Raw genomic sequence first — 16,359 nt, forward strand, 5'->3', positions numbered from 1 at the left:
AGGCGCCATGCGCGCCCGTCCACCACGCCGGACACGCCTTGCCCGGGCGCGGCCACCACGTGCGAGGCCACCGGCACCGCGCCGTCGGCGAAGGCGGCGGCCAGCGGGTGGCCGGCGTTGGCTTCCAGCGCGGCGGCGATGCGCTGCAGTTCGACCACGTCGCCGTCGCCGACGGCTTCCGCGCGCACCAGGCGCGGGCGGCCCAGCGTAAGCGTGCCGGTCTTGTCGAGCACCACGGTGTCGGCCTGGGCCAGGGTTTCCAGCGCGTCGGCGCCCAGCGCCAGCACGCCGCGTTTCGCCAGCGCGCCGTGCGAGGTGGCCAGCGCCGCCGGCACCGCCAGCGACAGCGCGCAGGGGCAGCTGACCACCAGCACCGCCAGCGCGATCTCGAACGCGCGCGCCGGTTCCACCTGCCACCAGGCCCAGAACACCAGGCCGGCGGCGATGAACAGCGCCACCACGAAACGCATCGCCACCGCGTCGGCGAAACGCGCCAGCCGCGGCCGCTGCGCCTGCGCCTGTTCCACCGCGCGGGTGAGCTGAGAAAGCCGCGTGTCGCTGCCGGTGCGGGTGACGCGCAGGCGCGCGGCCGATTCGCGGCAGGTGCTGCCGGCGTAGAGCAGGTCGCCCGCGGCCTTGGGTACGGGCACCGATTCGCCGGTGAGCAGGGATTCGTCCATGGCCGCGGCGCGGTCGAGCAGTTCGCCGTCGGCGGGTACGGTGTCGCCGGCAGCCACCTGCACCACGTCGCCCGCGGCGAGCGCGGTGACGGGCACCTGTTCGCGGCCGGCAATGGTTTCGCGCCAGGCCAGGGCGGGCTGGGCGCGCGCCAGCGTGTCGAGCTGGGCGCTGGCCTGGCGGCGCGCCATGCGTTCGAGGAAACGCGCGGCCAGCAGGAACAGCACGAACATCACCGCCGCGTCGTACCAGACATGGGCGCCGCCGCGCAGCGTTTCCACCAGGCTGGCGAAGTAGGCCAGCAGCACCGACGTGGCCACCAGCGTGTCCATGCCCGGGCGGCGGTGGCGCAGCTCGGCCACCATTCCGGTCAGGAAGGGCCAGCCGGAGAAGAACACCACCGGCGTCGAGACCAGGAAGGTGATCCAGCGGAAGAAATCGCGCGTCGCCGGCGCCATTTCGTTGGCGGTGTCGAGGTAGAGCGCCTCGGCGAACATCATCGCCTGCGTGGCGCCCAGCGCGGCCACGCCCAGGCGGGCGATCAGGCGGTTGCGTTCGCGCCGGCGCTCGCGTTCGGCGGCTTCGCCCTGGGCCAGGTGCGGGCGGTAACCCAGTGCGGCCAGGCGCGAGAGTACGGTCGAAAGCGGCGTCGCGGCGGGGTTCCAGCCGATGCGCACGCGGCCGGTGACGGCGTTGGCGCCCACGTCGCAGACGCCCGGCTCGCGCCGCAGCGCGTGGTCGATGAGCCAGGCGCAGGCGGCGCAGCGCATGCCTTCCACCACCACGGTGATCTCGCGGCCTTCGGGCGTGGCCACGGCGTGGCCGGCCTGCACGTCGCCGCGGTCCCAGGCGCTGTAGTCGCCGGGGGCGATGTCGACGCGGGCGCCGTCGGCCTGGCGCAGGGTGTAGTAATCGGCCAGGCCGGCGTCGCGGATCCAGTTGGCGGCGGCGCCGCAGCCGGTGCAGCAGACCAGGCGGTCCTGGTCGCCGATGCGCACCTTCACCGGGTCGGCGGGCAGGGCTTCACCGCAATGGAAGCAGCGCAGGTCCAACGCGCGGTTCACGGCGTGGTGACCGCCGGCTCCAGGCGCAGTTCGGTGTCACCGGGCTGGTAGCGGCCCACCAGGCGCCAGCTGCCGTCGGCGGCCAGCAGGCGCACGTGCCAGCCGTGCGGCGCGGCGATGGATTCGCCGGCGCGCCAGCCGCGCGGGTCGGGCGAGAGCGCGACCTGGCGGTCGAGCGAGGATTCGATCGGGTGCACCAGCTGCAGCACCGGGGCCACCGGGCCGGCGGACTGCCCGAGCACCACCAGCGCGGACTCCGGGCCCAGCGTGAGCGTGGCCGCCAGGCCGCGCGCAGCGGCGGTTTCGTCGGCTTCGATGGACGCCACCTGCACCTGGGCGGTGCGGCGCACCTTGTCGGGGTTGGCGTCGGTGGCGCTGTCGCCCATGGCCACGGCCAGGGTCCAGAAGCCGGCCACCACCGTGGCCGCGGGGATGCCCAGCACCAGCCAGGCCACGGGGTTTCCGAAACGGCTGCGCTTGCCTTCGCCGTCCATCAGAAGGGCCCGAAGAACCGGGTTTCCTCGGTCTCGCTCACGCCCTCGGCGTCGGACTCGACCACGAAGTCCACGTCCACGCGGCCCTTGGCCAGGCCGGCCGGCGCGCGCAGCGTGACGGGCACGGTGAGCACTTCCTCGGCGGCCGCGGCGTGCACGGCGTCGGCTTCCACCAGGGTGATGCCCTCGGGGCCGACCACGCGGATGCGGAAATGGCGCGCCTGCGTGTCCTTGTTGACGATGCGCAGGGTGTAGCCGTTTTCGATGCTGCCGTCGGCGGCGGTGCGGTAGAGCGCGTTGCGGTCGCGCATGACGTCGACGATGAGCGGGCTGCGCTGCACGATGCCCACGGCGGTGCCGATGGCCAGCGCGCACAGCAGCGCGGCGTAGACCAGCACGCGCGGGCGAACGACCTTGTTGGGCTTGCCCTCGACCGCGTTCTGGGTGGTGTAGCGCACCAGGCCGCGCGGGTAGCCGATCTTGTCCATCACCTCGTCGCAGGCGTCCACGCAGGCGCCGCAGGCGATGCACTCGTACTGCAGGCCGTTGCGGATGTCGATGCCGGTCGGGCAGACCTGCACGCAGATGGTGCAGTCGATGCAGTCGCCGAGGTCCTCGGGCGAATTCACCACGGGCGGCGGCGGCAGGCCCGACTGCGCGTCCACCACCAGGCCGGTGGTGGCGCGGGCGCCGAGCTGCAGGTCGGCGGCGCTGCGGTGCTGGGCGGCGTGCACGACGGCGCTGGTGGCCACGTCCACGCCCAGCAGGCCGCGGGCGCGCTCGAGCACGCTGGCCACTTTGCCCTTCTTGCGCGGGCCGCGCGGCTCGCCGCGCATCGGGTCGTAGGCGATGATCAGGGTGTTGCGGTCGAACATGGCGCCCTGGAAGCGCGCGTAGGGGCACATGTACTTGCACACCTGCTCGCGCAGCACGCCGGCGTTGCCCCAGGTGGCCAGCGAATAGAACAGCACCCAGAAGGTTTCCCAACCGCCCCAGGCGAAGGGCAGCAGGCGGTCGGCCAGGTCGCGGATGGGGGTGAAGTAGCCGACGAAGGTGAAGCCGGTCCAGAGCGCGAACACGAACCACAGGATGTGCTTGGAGACCTTGCGCAGGGCCTTTTCGCGGGTCCACGGCGCCTTGTCGAGCTTCATGCGCTTGGCGCGGTCGCCCTCGGTCCAGCGCTCCATCCAGATGAAGACTTCCGTCCACACCGTCTGCGGGCAGGCGTAGCCGCACCACAGGCGGCCGGCGAGGGCGGTGAAGAAGAACAGCGACAGGCCCGCCATGATCATCAGCAGGGCCAGGAACAGGAAATCCTGCGGCCAGAACACCAGCCCGAACACGTAGAACTTGCGCGCCGGCAGGTCCCACAGCACGGCCTGGCGGTCGTCCCACTGCAGCCAGGCGAAGGCGTAGTACATGCCCAGCAGCCAGATCACCGCCGCCTTGCGCAGGCGCTGGAAGCGGCCGTCCTGCTCGCGCGGGTAGACCTTCTTCTCGGAAACGTAGAGGGAGACTTCCTCCACGAGCTCGCTGGGGATTTCCTTGGCCACGTCGGCTCAGTCCTTGGGCAACGGCTTGTTGTAGCGGCTTGCCGGCCGCAGCAGGATCCAGGTGAACAGGCTGCTGCTGGCGGTGCAGGCCCAGAACATGAAGAAGCCGATCGTGTAGCCGACGCCGCGGCTGACTTCGATGTCCGGGAAGGTCATGTCGCGCAGCAGCAGCGGGTCGACGAAGGCGAAGAACACCATCGTGGCCACGCCGGCGGCGAAGAAGCTGGGCCAGAGGATCGCCCCGAGCCGCTGCGCGAGCGGCCGGGGCGGGTGGTCGAAGCGGGCGTCGGCCGGGGTCACGGCGTGGCCTGGGCGGCCGCGTCCTTGCCGTGGGTCAGCGACCACACGTAGGCGCCCACGAGGCGCACGCGGGTATCGCCGATGATCGGTTCATGCGCCGGCATCATGCCCTGGCGGCCCTTGTTGATACCTTCGCTGATGGTGGCGAAGTCGCTGCCATAAAGCCAGACGTCGTCGGTCAGGTTGGGCGCGCCCAGCATCGGGTTGCCCTTGCCGTCCACGCCGTGGCAAGCCGCGCAGACGCCGGCGAAGCGGGCCTTGCCGGCTTCGGCCAGGGCCGGGTCGGCCTTGATGCCCGACAGGCTCTGCACGTAGGCCGTCACCTCGGTCACGCCGACGTCGCCGCCGATGGCCGCGGCCAGCGGCGGCATCGCCGCCTGGCGGCCCTGCAGCAGGGTCGTCAGGATCTGGTCGGGGCTGCCGCCCCAGAGCCAGTCGTTGTCGGTGAGGTTGGGGAAGCCCTTGGCGCCGCGCGCGTCGGAACCATGGCACTGGGCGCAGTGGTTCGCGAACAGGCGGGCACCGAAGGCCACGGCCTCGGGGTGCTTGGCGACCTCGTCGATGGCCATGCCGGCGAAGCGGCCGTAGGCCTCTTCCAGGCGGGCGTCGGCCTCGGCCTTCTCGGCGTCGTGCTCCTTGGCCGAGGTCCAGCCCGAGGTGCCGGCGAAGTTGCCGAAGCCCGGGTACCAGGCCAGGTAGCCGATCGAGAACACGATGGTGATCCAGAACAGGTTGATCCACCAGCGCGGCAGCGGCTTGTTGTACTCGGTGAGGTCGCCGTCCCAGACGTGGCCGGTGGTTTCGGCGGTGTTCTTGCCGTCGTTGCCGCGGCGGCGGGAGGTGACCCACAGCAGCCAGGCGCAGCCGACGATGTTGATGACGACCAGGATGATGACGTAAAGGGACCAGCCGGTGTTCATGGGGTGTTCTCGCTCTGGTCTTCAAGGGGAAGGCGGGCGGCGGCGTCGAACTCGGCCTTTCGCTTCTTGCTGAAGGCCCAGCCCACGCCACCTAGGAAGGTGGCCAGCAGGATGGCGGTGGTGATTCCGGCGATCATGGTTCAGCCCTTGGGTGCGTTCTTGCCGAGGCCCTGGAGATAGGCGACCAGCGCGTCCAGCTCGGACTTGCCGGTGACCACGGCGGCGGCGCCGTCGATCTCCTCGTCGGTGTACGGGTCGCCCAGGCGCTGGAGGGCGCGCATGTTGGCGGCGACCGCGGCCGGGTCCACCGGCGTTTCGGCCAGCCACGGGTAGGCGGGCATGTTCGACACCGGCACCACGTCGCGCGGGTTCATCAGGTGCACGCGGTGCCAGTCGTCGCTGTAGCGGCCGCCGACGCGGGCCAGGTCCGGGCCGGTGCGCTTGCTGCCCCACTGGAACGGGCGGTCGTACACCGACTCGCCGGCCAGCGAATAGTGGCCGTAGCGCTCGGTCTCGTGGCGCAGGGTGCGCACCATCTGCGAGTGGCAGTTGTAGCAACCCTCGCGGACGTAGACGTCGCGCCCGGCCAGCTCGAGCGGGCCGTAGGGCTTCACGCCCGGCAGCGGCTGCACGGTCTCGGCCTGGTACATCAGCGGGATGATCTCGGCCAGGCCACCGAAGGAGATGGCGACGGCGATGAGGATCGCCATCCAGCCGACATTGGTTTCGATTTTCTCGTGGCTCATGTCGGGGTCCTCAGGCGTGGGCTTCGGCGGCCGGCGGCAGCACCGGGGCATCGACCCGGCCCTTCGCCAGCTTGAAGGTGCGGATGGTGTTGACCGTCATCAGGCCCATGCCCGCGATCACCAGCACGCCGCCGATCAGGCGCACCAGGTAGTACGGGTAGTTGAACTCGACGATCTCGGAGAAGGCGTAGGTGAGCGTGCCGTCGTCGTTGGCGGCGCGCGCCATCAGGCCCTGGTAGATGCCGGCGATCCACATCGACACGGTGTAGAGAACCACGCCGATGGTGTGCACCCAGAAGTGCTGGTCGATCATCTTCGTGCTGGCCATTTCCTTCAGGCCCAGGCAGCGCGGGATCAGCATGTAGATCGAGCCGATCGAGATCATGGCCACCCAGCCCAGCGCGCCGGAGTGCACGTGGCCGATGGTCCAGTCGGTGTAGTGGCTGAGCGCGTTGACCGTCTTGATCGACATCATCGGGCCCTCGAAGGTGCTCATCATGTAGAACGAGATGGCCACCACGAGGAACTTGATGATCGGGTCGGTGCGCAGCTTGTGCCAGGCGCCCGAGAGGGTCATCACGCCGTTGATCGCGCCGCCCCACGAGGGCGCCAGCAGGATCAGCGAGAACACCATGCCAAGGCTCTGCGCCCAGTCGGGGATGGCCGTGTACTGCAGGTGGTGCGGGCCGGCCCACATGTAGATGGCGATCAGGGCCCAGAAGTGCACGATGGACAGCCGGTAGCTGTAGATCGGGCGGCCGGCCTGGCGCGGCACGAAGTAATACATCATGCCCAGGAAGCCGGCGGTCAGGAAGAAGCCCACCGCGTTGTGGCCGTACCACCACTGCACCATCGCGTCGACGGCGCCGGAGTAGACCGGGTAGCTGTGCATCGCGCTTGCCGGCATGGCCAGCGAGTTGACGATGTGCAGCAGCGCCACGGCGATGATGTAGGCGCCGTAGAACCAGTTCGCGACGAAGATGTGCTTCACGCGGCGCTTGGCGATGGTTCCGAAGAACAGCACGCCGTAGGCCACCCACACCACCGCGATCAGGATGTCGATGGGCCAGGCCAGCTCGGCGTATTCCTTGCCCTGCGTGTAGCCCAGCGGCAGCGAGATGGCCGCGGCCAGGATGACCAGTTGCCAGCCCCAGAACACGAAGGCCGCCAGCTTGTCGCTGATCAGCCGGACGTGGCTGGTCCGCTGCACCACGTAAAGGCTGGTGGCGAACAGCGCGCAGCCGCCGAAGGCGAAGATCACCGCGTTGGTGTGCAAGGGCCGCAGGCGGCCGAAGCTGAGCCAGGCGGTGTCGAAGTTGAGGGCCGGCCAGTAGAGCTGGGCGGCGATGATCACCCCCACCAGCATGCCCACCACGCCCCAGACCACGGTCATCACTGCGAATTGCAGCACGACCTTGTCGTTGTACGTCTCTGCTTTGTTGTCGAGCGTCATCGGTGTTGTCCCCGTTTACGTGCCGGCGATTATGGGCAGCCCGGATTGCGGCCTGCTTGACCCTAGTCAATTCACGTCGCCCGCGGCGCCTCTCCCAAGGCGGCGGGCCCCCTTGCGGGCAATTTACCCCACTACTTCGCGGCCAGCGCGGCCTTCACGGCGGCCAGGAAGGCCGGGTCGGGCACGCTGCCGAGCTTTTCCGTGCGGGCCAGCACGCTTCCGTCGCGGTCGAGCAGCACCATCGCCGAGGTGTGGTTGAACTCGCCGTCGGCCAGCGCGCGGTAGCGCACGCCCAGCACGGCGGCGAGCTTGCGGACGCCGGCGGCTTCGGTGCGGGCCAGGGTCCAGCGGGCCGGGTCGAGCCGGCGCTTGTCGAAGACCGAGCGGAGGGCGGCCACGTCGTCGCGGGCCGGGTCCAGGCTGACCAGCAGCACGCCCAGGCGGGCGCGTTCGGCCGGCGTGAGCGCGTGTTCCACGCCCTTGGCGCTGTCGATGATCAGCGGGCAGACGTAGCGGCAGGAGGTATAGAACATCGCCACCAGGCGTACCCGGCCGCGGCCGTCGGCGAGCTGGAATTCGCGCCCGGACTGGTCGGTGTAGGCGTCGGACAGGCGGTAGGCCGAATCGCCGGGCAGGGCGGCGGCGGGGGTGGCCGCGGCGGCGGGCAGGGCGCTGGCGGCCAGGCCCAGCAGGGTGGCCAGCAGGAGCTCACGGAGGTTCATGGGGTTTTCCCCGGCAGGTCCCGCGCGCAGCGGAAACCCAGGTTGGCGGTGGTGTCTTCGGCCTGCAGGGCCGAGAGCATGGCCACGCGCATGAGCACGGCGTAATTCTCGCGGTCGTCCATGGACAGGGCGCCGGCGCCGCAGAACTTGAGGTTGTCGGGGTCGCCCTGGTCGCGGTTGTCGGCCGAGACCAGCATGGCGCTGTAGTCCTCGACCCATTCCCAGACCAGGCCGTGCAGGTCGCGCACGCCGTGCAGGTCGGCCGGGCCCTGGCCCACCACCGCCAGCGGGCGGTTCGAGGGCAGCGAGTACCAGGCCAGGATGCGTTCGCGCCAGGCCGGGTCGCTGCGGGCGTCGGCGCGGGTTTCGTCGGCGGCCGCGGCGTATTCCCATTCGGCCCAGGTGGGCAGGCGGGCGCCCTGGGCTTCGCAGTAGGCCTGGGCGGCGAACCAGCTGACGTTCGTGACCGGTTGCGCCGGCAGCGCCGCCGGGCCCAGGGTGGTGGGACCCTGCCAGTGCTTGAGGTAGCGCGGCTCGGCGAAGACTTCCGGCGCCTTCCCGCGCTGCCAGTCGGGATGGCGGCGCACGAAGTCCAGGAACTGCGCGTTCGTCACCGGCAGCCGCTGCAGTTCGAACGGCGCCACCTTCACCTTGCCGCCGGTGTCCTCGTACAGGAGCACCGAGTTGAACTCTCCGCCCGGCAGCCGCGCCCAGCCAGCCCCGGCCGCGAGGCCGGGGCTGGCGAGCAGGGCCAGGGCGAGCCAGGCCGCGCGCATGTCAGTGCGCCGCGCCTTCCGAGCGTTCGGTGCTGGCGCGCACCTTGGCGACCTCGTCCTTGCTCACGCGGCCACCCGGGTTGCCCCAGCTGTTGAGCGTGTAGGTGAGGATGTTGGCCACTTCGTCGTCGGTGAGCTGGCTCATCGGCGGCATCACCGAGTTGTAGTCCTGGCCGTTCACCGTGACCGGGCCGCTGAGGCCGTTGAGCACCACGTTGATGAGCGCGTCGTTGCCCTTGGCCAGGTAATCGGACTGCGCCAGCGGCGGGAACACGCCCGGCAGGCCCTTGCCGTCCGGCTGGTGGCAGGTGGAGCAGGTGCCGGCGAACAGCGCGCCGCCCGCCTTCACCTGGTCCTCGAGGCTGAGCGTGCCGGCCTGCGCGGCCGCGGCGGCCTGCGCCACCGGGGCCATGGAGGCGGCCTTGTCGCCCAGGTAGGTCTCGTCCACTTCCTTGCCCGAGTAGATCTCCGGGTTCTCCGGGCCCTCGACCTTCATGATGGCCAGCGCACCCTTGTTGAAGGCGCGGAACAGCGAGTGGTCGACCAGCACGTAGCTGCCCGGCACCTCGGTGTGGAAGTCGGCGATGGCGGCGCCGCCGGCCGGGATGAGCGTGGTCTGCACGTTCTCCTGGAAGCGCGTGCCGCCCTCGAACCAGACCTTGTCGAAGATCTCGCCGATCACGTGGAAGCTCGACACCAGGTTCGGGCCGCCGTTGCCCACGTACATGCGCACGCTTTCGCCGACCTTGGCCTTGAGCGCGTTGTCGCCGGTGAGCGCGCCTTCCGAGCCGTTGAACAGCACGTAGGTCGGGTTCTCGTCGATGGCGCGCTGCATGTCGAAGGGCGCGTGGCCCTTCTCGCGGTACTTGGTGGTGGTGTAGAAGTCGCCCTGCATCACGTAGAACTCGCGGTCCACCTTCGGCAGGCCTTCGGGCGGCTCGACCAGGATCAGGCCGTACATGCCGTTGGCCACGTGCATGCCCACCGGCGCGGTGGCGCAGTGGTACACGTACAGGCCGGCGTTGAGCGCCTTGAAGGTGAACTGCGAGCTGTGGCCCGGGGCCGTGAAGCTCGACGCCGCGCCGCCGCCCGGCCCGGTCACGCCGTGCAGGTCGATGTTGTGCGGCATCTTCGAATCGGGGTGGTTGTTGAGGTGGAACTCCACCGTGTCGCCCTGGCGCACGCGGATGAAGCTGCCGGGCACGGTGCCGCCGAAGGTCCAGAAGGTGTAGGTGACGCCCTCGGAGATCTCCAGGTCGACTTCGCGCACCTCCAGGTTCACCACCACCTTGGCCGGGTAATCGCGGTCGATGGCCGGCGGCACCAGCGGCGGGTTGGTGAGCACGGCTTCGATGGGTTCGCCCTGCGGCGGGCCGAAGTCGCCCTTGCGCGAGCCGCCGGTGTCGGTTTCGCCGTTGGCGGCGGCCGAGGGCTGGTCGCGGGCGTCGAGGTTGGCGTTGGGGTTGTCGCGGCAGCCGGGCAGGGCCAGCAGGGCGGCGATGGAAAGGGCGAGCAGGTGGCGTTTCATCGTGCTTCTCCGGTCAAGTGTTGTTTCATCAACAATGGCGGCAGCTTCCCGCGAACACGCGCCGGATTCGCTGATTCACGTCAAGCGGATGCGGCATGGCGCAGTCTGCACCCCTTGGCCGGCGAGGGGAACCCCGAGGGCCGGCGAGAAAATCTCGCGGCCGCTTGACGTGGCTCAGTGGCCCGCGGCGCGCCGCGGTGCAGCATCCAGGCGACCCGATACGGGCCGCCTATGGATTCGTGCCATGACACTCGCAAGACAGATCGCGCTGGCGCTGGGTTGCGCCGCGCTGCAGGCCGCGGGCGCGGCCACCGCCGACGCCGGCGACTGGACCGCGAATTTCCGCTACCGCCATGAATCGGTGGACGACGCCGCCTTCGCCCGCGACGCCAGCGCCGACACGCTGCGGCTGCGACTGGGCTGGAGCCGCGGCTTCGGGCAGGGTTGGTCGGTGGGCCTGGAAGGCGAGGGCGTGGCCGAGGTCGGCGACGACTTCAATTCCGGCGCCAACGGACGCAGCGCCTACCCGCTGGTGCCGGATGCGCGCGCGCTTGAAGTCAACCAAGCTTGGCTGCGCTGGCGCGGCGAACGCGCCGGCGCCACGCTGGGCCGGCAGCGCCTGCTGCTGGACAACCAGCGCTTCGTGGGCAACGTGGGCTGGCGCCAGAACGAACAGACCTACGACGCGGTGCTGCTCGAAGCCACGCCGCGCACCGGCCTGACCCTGCGCTACGCCTGGCTCGACCGCGTGCACCGCGTGTCCGGCGACGAAGCCCGCGACCCGCTGGCGCGCGAGCGCGACCTCGACGCGCACCTGGCCAACCTGGCCTGGCAGGGCGGGGCGGGCACGCTGGTGGGCTATGCCTACGTGCTCGAGGACCAGGACGTGGCCACGGCTTCCACCCGCACGCTGGGCCTGCGCTGGACCGGCGAACGCGCACTGGGCGCGGCGAAGCTGGGCTGGGCGCTGGAAGCGGCCCGCCAGCGCGACCACGCCGGCAACCCGCGCGACATCGACGCCGACTATTTCCTGGTCGAGCCTTCGCTCACCGCCGCGGGCCTGGCCTGGAAGCTGGGCTGGGAGCAGCTGGGCGGCGACGGCGCCAATGCCTTCCAGACGCCGCTGGCCACGCTGCACGCCTTCAATGGCTGGGCCGACAAGTTCCTGGTGACGCCGGCCAACGGCCTGGACGACCGCTACGCCTCGGTGTCGGGCAAGTTCGGCCGCGGCAAGCTCGAGGGCAAGCTGGGCTGGACGGTCGCCTTCCACGACTTCAACGCCGACCGCGGCGGCGCCGGCTATGGCCGCGAATGGGACGCGTCGCTGTCGTTCCCGCTGCCGGCCGGCTTCAGCGGCCTGGTCAAGCTGGCCGACTACCGCAGCGACGGCTTCGCCCGCGACACCCGCAAGCTGTGGCTGCAGGTCGAGCGCAACTGGCCGTAGGGACCGCGCAGCGGCGCATGAAAAAGGGCCCCGCGATGCGGGGCCCTTCTTCTTGCGCGGCATGGACGGCTCAGTAGACGTCGTTCACCGTGTTGTTGATGTTGAACTTGCCGGTCGGCGTGATAAGGCGGGCGTCGTCGATGACGGCCTTGAGCTTGAGCGTCTTGTCGTCCACCACCACGATGGCCGAACGCTGGTCCTTGCCGTTCCACACCGAGAACCAGACTTCGTCGCCGGCCGCGTTGTACTCGGGCTGCACGACGCGCTTCGGGCCCTCGCCCAGGTTCGCCCACTCGGCGATCGGCAGCACGGTGTAGCCGGCGTCGAGGTCGTTGATGTTGAACACGGCCACCGACTGCGACACCTTCGCGTCCGGGTTGAGCGGCGTGTCCACCCACAGGTTCGCCGACTTCGGGTGGGTCTTGATGAACAGCGAACCGCCGCCCTGGCCGTGCAGCACCTCGACCACCTTCCAGGCCTGGTCCGGGTGGCCTTCCGGGTCGGTGCCGATGAGCGTGATCTTGTCGTTGCCCAGCGCCGAGGTGCCCCAGACCGGGCCGTACTCGGGATGCACGAAGTTCGCGCCGCGGCCCGGGTGCGGGATCTTGTCCACGTCGATCAGGCCGACCATGCGCTGCTCCTGCGAGTCCACCACGGCGATCTTGTCGCTCTGGTTGGCCGCGGTCAGGAAGTAGCGCTTGGTCACGTCCCAGCCGCCGTCGTGCAGGAAGCGGGCGGCGTCGAGCGTGGTGATCCTGAGGTTGTCGATGTCGCTGTAGTCCACCAGCAGGATGCGGCCGGTTTCCTTGACGTTGACGATGAACTCCGGGTGCTTGTGGCTGCCGACGATGGCGGCGACGCGCGGCTCGGGGTGGTATTCCTGCGTGTCCACGGTCATGCCGCGGGTCGAGACGATCTTCATCGGCTCCAGGGTCGGGCCGTCCATGATCACGAACTGCGGCGGCCAGTAGGCGCCGGCGATCGCCAGCTTGTCCTCGAAGCCCTTGTACTTGGAGGTTTCGACCGAGCGCGCCTCGAGGCCGATCTTGATCTCGGCGACGCGGTCGGGCACCGCCATCCACATGTCGATCAGGTCGATCTTGCCGTCGCGGCCGATGGTGTACACGTAGCGGCCCGAGTGCGAGACGCGGGAGATGTGCACGGCATAGCCGGTCTTGATGATGTTGATGATCTTCTTGGTGTCGCCGTCGATCAGGGCGATCTCGCCCGAGTCGCGCAGCGTCACCGAGAACACGTTCCCGAGGTTGTAGTCGTTCATCTTCCGGGTCGGGCGGTCCTCGACCGGGATGAGCACCTTCCAGCTCTCGCGCATCTCCGCCATGCCCCATTCCGGCGGGTTGGGCGGCGTGTGCTGCAGGAAGCGGGCCATCAGGTCCACCTGCTTGGCCGTCAGCTCGCCACCGGTGCCGAAGTTGGGCATGCCGCCCGGCGAGCCGAAGTTGATCAGCGCGCGCAGGTAGTCGGTGCCGCGGGCCTGGGTCAGGTCGGGCGTGAGCGGCTTGCCGGTGGCGCCCTTGCGCAGCACGCCGTGGCAGCCCGCGCAGCGCTGGAAGAAGATGTCGGTGGCTTCGGCGAACTCTTCCTCGGTCATGTCCGGGGCGCCGGGCGTGCGGTGCATCTTCACGTCGGCGGCGGCGAGGGTGGAGGGCGCGCCCTCGTAGGCGGCCTGGGCCTGGCTGGTGCCCGGGTGGGCCTGGCCCTGGGCCGGGTCGGAGGCGCCGGCGACGGTCTTGCGCGCGGCGGCGACCTGGTCGGCGCTGAAGCGCGTGTCGAGGTCGTTGAACTCGTCCATGACGTGGTTGAGGATGGCGGCGATGTCGGCGTCCGCCAGGTGGCTCATGGCCGGCATCACGGCGTTGTACTCGTTGCCGTTGACGGTGATCTTGCCGTTCAGGCCGGCCAGCACGGCCTGCAGGGCGGCCTGCGGGTCACGCTGGATCCAGTCGGAATCCTTGAGCGGCGGGAAGGCGCCCGCCAGGCCCTGGCCCTCGGCCTGGTGGCAGGCGGCGCAGTTGGCGAGGTAGGCGGCCTGGCCGGCCTCGGCTTCGGATTTCGGCAGGCGCTCGTTGACGACGTCGCTTTCCGCCGCCGCTTGGGCGGACACGGCGCACAGCGCAAGCGCGAGTGCGGTGCTGATCAGCGTTCTTTTCATGGTGGATCCCCGTAGGTGGACTTTCACGTTATCGGCGGCTGGCCCGCCGTCGGGAGAAGCTTGGTCCCGCCATGTGCCGGTCTCCCCTGACCTGCATCAAGCGCAACGAAGATTCAGCGCCTTCACGGACAGCGGTTTGACGGTCGTCAAATCCGCGCGGCTTGCGGGTAACTTACGGTGCCGGCAGACCCCGACACGCGGAGATTTCAATGTCCATGACGACCCTGGCCCTGGCGATGGCCGCCGCGATCGCGGCGCCCGACGGGGGCGACGAAGCCCTGCGCACGCTCGACGCCGTGGTGGTGGTGGGCAGCCGCAGCGCCGAGCCGGTGAAGCTGGTGGTCGGCGCCGTCAGCCGGGTGGACCGCGAGGCCATGGAGCGCCGCGGCGTGCAGACCATCGAAGACCTGGCCCGGCTGGTGCCCGGCCTTGACGTGGGTGCCGACGCCAACCGCTTCGGTGCCCAGGGCTTCAACCTGCGCGGGTTGGACGGCAACCGCGTGAGCGTCGAACTCGACGGCGTGCCGCTGGCCGATGGCTTCGGCGTGGGCCAGTTCGCGCTGGCGGGCCGCGACCTGGTGGAACTCGGCATCGTCGACCGCGTCGAGATCCTGCGCGGGCCGGCGTCCACGCTGCACGGCAGCAAGGCCCTGGCCGGCGTGGTGGCCTACTGGACGCCCGACCCGGCCGAGGCCGAATGGCGCGACGACGCCGACCAGGGGCAGGGCTCGGCCCGCGCCGGCGCCGGCAGCCGAGACCACGGCCGCTGGCTCTCGGGCCGCCTGCTGGCGCGCAGCGACGACGGCCGCCTCGCGGCGCTGGTGTCGCTGGGCCGCCGCCAGGGCGAGGAGATGCGCAATGCCGCGGACGACGCGGCCTTCGCCGCCAATCCCGCCGAATACCGCAACGACAGCGCGCTGGCGCGCTTCTCGCTCGACGCCGGCGCTGCCGGGCGCTGGAGCGCCATCTTCGAGCGCGGCGAAGGTTCGCGCCAGACCGACGTGCAGTCGCTGCTGTTCGGCCCCGGCCGCTTCAGCACCACCTATGCGCTGCTGGGCGACGACGAGTACGAGCGCCAGCGCTACAGCCTGGGCGCCGAATGGGAGCAAGTGGGCGCGCTGGGCCCGGTGCGCCTGCTGCTCTACCGCCAGGACACCACCACCGACCAGTTCTCCGACCAGTACCGGCTGGCCGACCGCGCCACGCCCTTCCTGTCGCGGCGCGAACGGCGCTTCGTGTTCGGCCAGGAAAGCACCGGCCTCGAACTCAATGCGCAGTGGCGCGGCGAATGGCTGGGCGCGGAGCACTGGCAGGTGTTCGGCGTGGACGTCGCGCGGCACGATTACCGCGGCCTGCGCGATGGCATCGAAACCAACCTGGCGACGGGCACCCAGAGCAACGTGATCCTGGGCGAAGTCTTCCCGCTGCGCGATTTCCCCGACAGCCGCGCCACCGAAGTGGGCCTGTTCTGGCAGGACGAGGTGCGCCTGTCCGACGAATGGGCGGTGGTGCCCGGCCTGCGCTGGGAGCGCTATGAACTCGATGCGCGCCCGGATGCGCTGTGGCGGGAGGACAACCCCGGCGTGGTGCCGGCCTCGCTCGACGACGAGTCGGTGACGCCCAAGCTGGGCCTGCGCTGGACCCGCGGTGCGCTCGGCCTGTACGCGCAATACACCCGCGGTTTCCGCGCGCCGCCCTTCAGCGACGTCAACATCGGCCTGAACCTGCCCAGCTTCAACTACGTGGCGCTGCCGAACCCTGGCCTCAAGCCCGAGCGCAGCGAAGGCCTGGAGCTGGGCGCGCGCTGGAACGGCGAGTTCCTGCAGGGCAGCCTGGCGCTGTACGACAACCGCTTCCGCGACCTGATCGAATCGCGCGCGAACATGGGCCGCAACGACAGCGGGCAGCTGGTGTTCCAGTCGGTGAACCGCGACCGCGCCCGCATCCGCGGCATCGAGCTCGAGGGCCGCTGGTACCTCGAATCGCTGGCGGCGAAGGCGCAGGGCTGGTACCTCGACGCCACCGCCACCTGGTCGGAAGGTGACGACACCACGCGCGACCAGCCGCTGAACTCGGTGCCGCCGCCGCGCGCCAGCCTGGCCGCCGGCTTCGAGTCCGCCGACGGCCGCTGGGGCAGCGAACTGCGCCTCACCGGCGTGCAGGGCGTGGATCGCGCCGACCAGAGCGCCGGTGCGCTGTACCTGCCGCCGGGTTACGCCAGCTGGGACCTGCATGCCTGGGCCGAGCTGGGCGAACAGGTGCGCCTGAACCTGTCGGTGTTCAACCTGGCCGACCGCCGCTACTGGGACTGGTCGGCGCTGCGCGGCCTGGCCGCGACCGCCGACGACATCGACTTCTATTCCCGCCCCGGCCGCGGCGCCAGCCTCGGCGTGAGCGTGGATTTCTAGCCCGGGTTGACCGAAGTCAGGGCGCCCCCGGGCGCCCGGTGCCCTAATGCCGCCATGACGGGGCAGGAGGACGCACATGGCCAGGCTGGCGCTTGAACTG

Annotated in this window: 14 protein-coding genes; 2 read left to right on the forward strand and 12 right to left on the reverse strand. The window is 70.3% G+C overall.

Annotation, left to right across the window (positions count from 1 at the left end; translation table 11 throughout):
* The 11 genes from N790_RS13560 to nirK all read right to left on the reverse strand — a co-directional run.
* The coding region (locus N790_RS13560; protein WP_043805069.1) for a heavy metal translocating P-type ATPase at positions 1 to 1,742 on the reverse strand (1,742 nt) is incomplete at its 3' end.
* Positions 1,739 to 2,236, reverse strand: coding sequence for a FixH family protein (locus N790_RS15390; protein ID WP_052385970.1), 498 nt, complete (start codon positions 2,234 to 2,236; stop codon positions 1,739 to 1,741). The genes N790_RS15390 and N790_RS13560, both read right to left, overlap by 4 nt.
* On the reverse strand, positions 2,236 to 3,789 hold the full coding sequence (locus tag N790_RS13570) for a 4Fe-4S dicluster domain-containing protein (RefSeq protein ID WP_043805070.1): 1,554 nt from the start codon (positions 3,787 to 3,789) through the stop codon (positions 2,236 to 2,238). The genes N790_RS15390 and N790_RS13570 overlap by 1 nt, the downstream gene beginning before the upstream one ends.
* 6 nt (positions 3,790 to 3,795) lie before the next feature.
* Positions 3,796 to 4,089, reverse strand: coding sequence for a hypothetical protein (locus N790_RS13575; protein WP_043805073.1), 294 nt, complete (start codon positions 4,087 to 4,089; stop codon positions 3,796 to 3,798).
* The gene (ccoP, locus tag N790_RS13580) at positions 4,086 to 5,009 is read right to left on the reverse strand and encodes a cytochrome-c oxidase, cbb3-type subunit III (protein ID WP_043805076.1); all 924 of its coding nucleotides are present in this window, start codon (positions 5,007 to 5,009) and stop codon (positions 4,086 to 4,088) included. The genes N790_RS13575 and ccoP overlap by 4 nt, the downstream gene beginning before the upstream one ends.
* Complete coding sequence (locus N790_RS15795; RefSeq protein WP_084062951.1) at positions 5,006 to 5,146, reverse strand: cbb3-type cytochrome oxidase subunit 3; 141 nt, start codon at positions 5,144 to 5,146, stop codon at positions 5,006 to 5,008. The genes ccoP and N790_RS15795 overlap by 4 nt, the downstream gene beginning before the upstream one ends.
* A 3-nt stretch (positions 5,147 to 5,149) precedes the next feature.
* Positions 5,150 to 5,755 (reverse strand): cytochrome-c oxidase, cbb3-type subunit II, encoded by a 606-nt coding sequence (gene ccoO / locus N790_RS13585; RefSeq protein WP_043805143.1) that lies wholly within the window; start codon positions 5,753 to 5,755, stop codon positions 5,150 to 5,152.
* 10 nt (positions 5,756 to 5,765) lie between these two features.
* Positions 5,766 to 7,208, reverse strand: coding sequence for a cytochrome-c oxidase, cbb3-type subunit I (gene ccoN, locus N790_RS13590; RefSeq protein WP_043805079.1), 1,443 nt, complete (start codon positions 7,206 to 7,208; stop codon positions 5,766 to 5,768).
* 131 nt (positions 7,209 to 7,339) lie between these two features.
* Positions 7,340 to 7,930 (reverse strand): SCO family protein, encoded by a 591-nt coding sequence (locus N790_RS13595; protein ID WP_052385971.1) that lies wholly within the window; start codon positions 7,928 to 7,930, stop codon positions 7,340 to 7,342.
* Positions 7,927 to 8,706 carry a formylglycine-generating enzyme family protein gene (locus N790_RS13600; protein WP_043805082.1) on the reverse strand — a complete coding sequence of 260 codons (780 nt, stop codon included), beginning with the start codon at positions 8,704 to 8,706 and terminating at the stop codon, positions 7,927 to 7,929. Before N790_RS13600 ends, N790_RS13595 begins: the two co-directional genes overlap by 4 nt.
* A gap of 1 nt (position 8,707) precedes the next feature.
* Positions 8,708 to 10,234: a copper-containing nitrite reductase gene (nirK, locus tag N790_RS13605; protein ID WP_043805084.1), complete on the reverse strand. Its 1,527-nt coding sequence runs from the start codon at positions 10,232 to 10,234 to the stop codon at positions 8,708 to 8,710.
* 244 nt (positions 10,235 to 10,478) lie between these two features.
* Between nirK and N790_RS13610 the strand changes: the two genes are divergently transcribed.
* Positions 10,479 to 11,678, forward strand: coding sequence for an alginate export family protein (locus N790_RS13610; RefSeq protein ID WP_052385972.1), 1,200 nt, complete (start codon positions 10,479 to 10,481; stop codon positions 11,676 to 11,678).
* Positions 11,679 to 11,748: 70 nt separating this feature from the next.
* Here the strand turns inward: N790_RS13610 and N790_RS13615 are convergent, their stop codons facing one another.
* On the reverse strand, positions 11,749 to 13,851 hold the full coding sequence (locus N790_RS13615) for a cytochrome D1 domain-containing protein (protein WP_043805086.1): 2,103 nt from the start codon (positions 13,849 to 13,851) through the stop codon (positions 11,749 to 11,751).
* Between the two features lie 209 nt (positions 13,852 to 14,060).
* Here N790_RS13615 and N790_RS13620 point away from each other — a divergent pair, with 209 nt between their 5' ends.
* Positions 14,061 to 16,259, forward strand: a complete 2,199-nt coding sequence (locus tag N790_RS13620) for a TonB-dependent receptor domain-containing protein (protein WP_084062953.1) — start codon at positions 14,061 to 14,063, stop codon at positions 16,257 to 16,259.
* Positions 16,260 to 16,359: the final 100 nt, after the last annotated feature.

The sequence above is a fragment of the Arenimonas malthae CC-JY-1 genome, assembly GCF_000747075.1.
Lineage (GTDB): Bacteria > Pseudomonadota > Gammaproteobacteria > Xanthomonadales > Xanthomonadaceae > Arenimonas > Arenimonas malthae.

Excerpts from the sequence above, each read along its gene's own strand:
- N790_RS15390 (WP_052385970.1), bottom strand. The coding sequence starts at position 2,236 with ATGGACGGCGAAGGCAAGCGCAGCCGTTTCGGAAACCCCGTGGCCTGG.
- ccoP (WP_043805076.1), bottom strand. The coding sequence starts at position 5,009 with ATGAACACCGGCTGGTCCCTTTACGTCATCATCCTGGTCGTCATCAAC.
- N790_RS15795 (WP_084062951.1), bottom strand. The coding sequence starts at position 5,146 with ATGATCGCCGGAATCACCACCGCCATCCTGCTGGCCACCTTCCTAGGT.
- ccoO (WP_043805143.1), bottom strand. The coding sequence starts at position 5,755 with ATGAGCCACGAGAAAATCGAAACCAATGTCGGCTGGATGGCGATCCTC.
- ccoN (WP_043805079.1), bottom strand. The coding sequence starts at position 7,208 with ATGACGCTCGACAACAAAGCAGAGACGTACAACGACAAGGTCGTGCTG.
- N790_RS13595 (WP_052385971.1), bottom strand. The coding sequence starts at position 7,930 with ATGAACCTCCGTGAGCTCCTGCTGGCCACCCTGCTGGGCCTGGCCGCC.
- N790_RS13600 (WP_043805082.1), bottom strand. The coding sequence starts at position 8,706 with ATGCGCGCGGCCTGGCTCGCCCTGGCCCTGCTCGCCAGCCCCGGCCTC.
- nirK (WP_043805084.1), bottom strand. The coding sequence starts at position 10,234 with ATGAAACGCCACCTGCTCGCCCTTTCCATCGCCGCCCTGCTGGCCCTG.
- N790_RS13610 (WP_052385972.1), top strand. The coding sequence starts at position 10,479 with ATGACACTCGCAAGACAGATCGCGCTGGCGCTGGGTTGCGCCGCGCTG.
- N790_RS13615 (WP_043805086.1), bottom strand. The coding sequence starts at position 13,851 with ATGAAAAGAACGCTGATCAGCACCGCACTCGCGCTTGCGCTGTGCGCC.
- N790_RS13620 (WP_084062953.1), top strand. The coding sequence starts at position 14,061 with ATGTCCATGACGACCCTGGCCCTGGCGATGGCCGCCGCGATCGCGGCG.